Source organism: Microbacterium sp. (assembly GCF_049661145.1).
GTDB lineage: Bacteria > Actinomycetota > Actinomycetes > Actinomycetales > Microbacteriaceae > Microbacterium.
In genome coordinates, this window is the sequence record NZ_JBASZT010000117.1 from 1 (window position 1) to 3,044 (window position 3,044).

The following is a 3,044-nucleotide window of genomic DNA, read 5'->3' on the forward strand; positions in this document are numbered from 1 at the left end:
CGGCGGCGAGGTCCGCCGAGCCCGCGGTGGCCTGCTCGAGACCGCCGGCGATACCGGAGATCCCCTGCGAGATGCCGGCTGCGCCTGCGGCGAGCTGCGCCGTGGCGTCGGGCAGCTGCGCTACCTGCTCCAGCCCCGCGCCGATCTGACCGGAGCCTGCGATGACCGCGTCGACCTGAGGAAGCGCCTCCTCCGCGCGGTTCGCCGTATCGGTGAGCGCGGTGCAGAACTCGGCGGGGGAGCCGTTCGCTTCACAGTCCGCGGCGAGCTGTTGCAGTCGGGCCGCGGTGGCCGTGAGGCTCGCCTGCAACGCCTCACTGTTTGCCGCCGCCGCGTTCGCGGCGTCGATCACGGACTGCGGCACGCTGATGCCCTGTGCCTGCGCGGCCAGGAGCTGCAGACCAGATGCCAGTTGCGCGCTGGGGGCCACGAGCTGGTTCATGCCTCTCGAAAGGGTGCTCATGCCGGCGGCCGAGGTGTGGGCACCCGCGGCATAGGACCGCGCACCGGCGGCGTACCGGTCAGCGCTCGACGACAGCTGCCCGAGTCCGTCGGAGAGCTGCTGGGTCCCGCCTGCGAGCTGCCGCGTGCCGTCGGCGAGGGCGTCGGCGCCTCCTGCGGTCGCCCCTGCTCCATCGGCGAGCTGTCGCACGCCATCGGCGAGGGAGGTGGCGCCATCGGCGGCTGAGGCCGCTCCATCGGCCAGTTCGTGTGCGCCATCCGCCGCGGTGCCGAGTTGGTCGCCGAGAGTCGTGAACCCGAGGAAGACGTTCTCCAGGTAGACGCTCGACAGCTGCTCGCCCATCAGGGCGGCGGCGGCCTGCGTGACCTGCGCCGTGATGGCGTCGTCGACGATGAGGCTGTCGGGCGACGTCGACACCTGGATCGTCGCCTTCTCCGGGTCGCCACCGGGGGCGGTCGAGGTCGCCGCGGCGGAGAAGCCCGTCGGGATCGTGATCACCGCGTCGTAGGTGCCGTCAGACAGGCCCGCGGCGGCATCCGTCTTGTTCGAGATCGTCCACGTCAGGTTGCTCGCGACGTCGTCCGAGCCTTCGACGAGGCCCGCCGTCAGCTGGCGTCCGAGCGGTACCGTCTGCCCGTCGATGGTGACCGGCTCGTCGTCGTTGACGATCGCGGCGGTCATGGCATCGAGGCGTTCGACGGGGTTGTACAGCGCGGCGACGAGGATGCCGCCGATCACGACCGGCAGCAGCAGGATGCCGATCAGCGTCGCCCAGGTGACGGGCTTGCGGGAACGGGCGCGTTCGAGGGAAAGAGTCATGCGGAGATCACCTGCGTCTGGAGGTCGGCGGTGCCGGTCGTGAGGGCGAGCGCGGTCACGCTCGGTCGGTGCGCGTCGGCGAGGATGTCGAGAGCGGCGCCTTCGCGTCGGGCCGACGCGATGATCGTGAGCGGTCGCGTCCCACCGTGTCTTTCGTCGAAGCCGACGTCGAGCGCGACCGCTGCGTCGCGCAGGAGCGCGGCGGCCTGGTCACGGTCGGCGCCGGCGAGTGTGTCGAGCCCGTCGATCGCGACGAGAGTCGTGCCGCCGGCGAGGGCGCGGCGCAGTTCTCGCATCGGGTCGGTGGCCCCGTCGAGCAGCGCCACCCCGACGTGGGCGCGTACCCACGCCGCCCGGCCGGGCAGCAGGTGACCCGCCACCCGCAGGCGCCCGTCACTGGGTGGGACGCGGCCCGCGACCGCGAGCACGAAGGCACGTCCGGCGCGCGGGTCGGATGCCGTCACGACGAGCGTGTCGCCCTGGTTCAGGCGGACGGAGGCATCGCCGAAGAGCTCCACCTCGCCGATGCCGCGGCCGCCGTCGGCTCGCACCGTGAGTCCGTCCGCCGCGAGGGGGCCGGTGAACCCGGGCTCAGGCCACTCCGCCAGTTTCAGTTCGCGCTCGACGGCCTCGCCCTCGATGTCGAAGTGCGGGAGGAGCCGGTCGAGCCACCCCGGCATCCACCACGCCTTCTCGCCGAGGAGGGCCATGACGGCCGGGACGAGCGTCATGCGGACGAGGAACGCGTCGACGGCGATGCCGACGGCAAGCCCCAGCGCGATCGGTTTGATCGAGCTGTCGCCTTCGGGGACGAACGCGGCGAAGACGGCGAACATGATGACGGCGGCGGCGGTGACGACGCGGGCCGAGGCCGTGAAGCCGCTGCGGACGGCACCGACGGCCGTGTGCCGGTCGGCGCGTGCGTCTCGCGCGCGGCGGGTGTGGACGTAGTCCTCGCGCATGCGCGAGACGAGGAACACCTCGTAGTCCATCGCGAGTCCGAAGAGGACTCCCATGAGGATGATCGGCATGAAGCTGATGACGGGCCCCGTGCGCGTGACGTGCAGCAGGTCGGCGAACCAGCCCCACTCGAACACGGCTGCGACGACACCGAACGAGGCGAGGATCGACAGCAGGTAGCCGGCGGCGGCTTTGATCGGCACCCAGATCGAGCGGAAGACGATCATCAGCAGCACGAGCGACAACCCGACGACGAAGATGCCGAAGGGGAGCAGGGCCGCTCCCAGCCGATCCGAGATGTCGATGCCGACGGCGGTGAAGCCGGTGACCTTGAGGTCGACGCCGTACTTCTCGAGCCAGTCGTCATGGTGGGAGCGGAGCTCGCGGACGAGATCGGCGGTCGCGGGGTCGTCGGGCGCGGTCTCTGGCACCACCTGGATGAGGCCCGTGTCGGCGGTCTCGTTCGGGGTTGCGAGTGCGACCTCCTTCACCCCGGGAATCTGCTCGATCTCGTCCTTCAGGTCCGCCATGAGCCCGAGCGGGTCGGTCGAGGTGACGATCGTGCCGGTGACGATGAGCGGCCCGTTGGACCCCGGCCCGAAGTGCTCGGCGGTCAGGTCGTACGCCTGCCGTGCCTCGCTCTCCGGCGGCTGCACGCCCGCGTTCGGCAGGGCCAGGTGCAGGCTCGCCGAGGGGATCGCGACGATGCCGAGCCCGATGACGACCGCGAGCGTCGTGACGACCGGATGCCGCGTCACGCCCGTGACCCACCGCTCCGCGAAGCCGCGGTGCGGGCGGGTGG

General features: G+C 71.6%; 2 protein-coding genes. Both read right to left on the reverse strand.

Annotated elements, in window-relative coordinates; genetic code table 11:
• Window positions 1-1,282: YhgE/Pip domain-containing protein (locus WBP48_RS05265; RefSeq protein ID WP_424437132.1), on the reverse strand; the 1,282-nt coding region annotated here is incomplete at its 3' end.
• Window positions 1,279-3,044: MMPL family transporter (locus tag WBP48_RS05270; RefSeq protein ID WP_424437135.1), on the reverse strand; the 1,766-nt coding region annotated here is incomplete at its 5' end. The genes WBP48_RS05265 and WBP48_RS05270, both read right to left, overlap by 4 nt.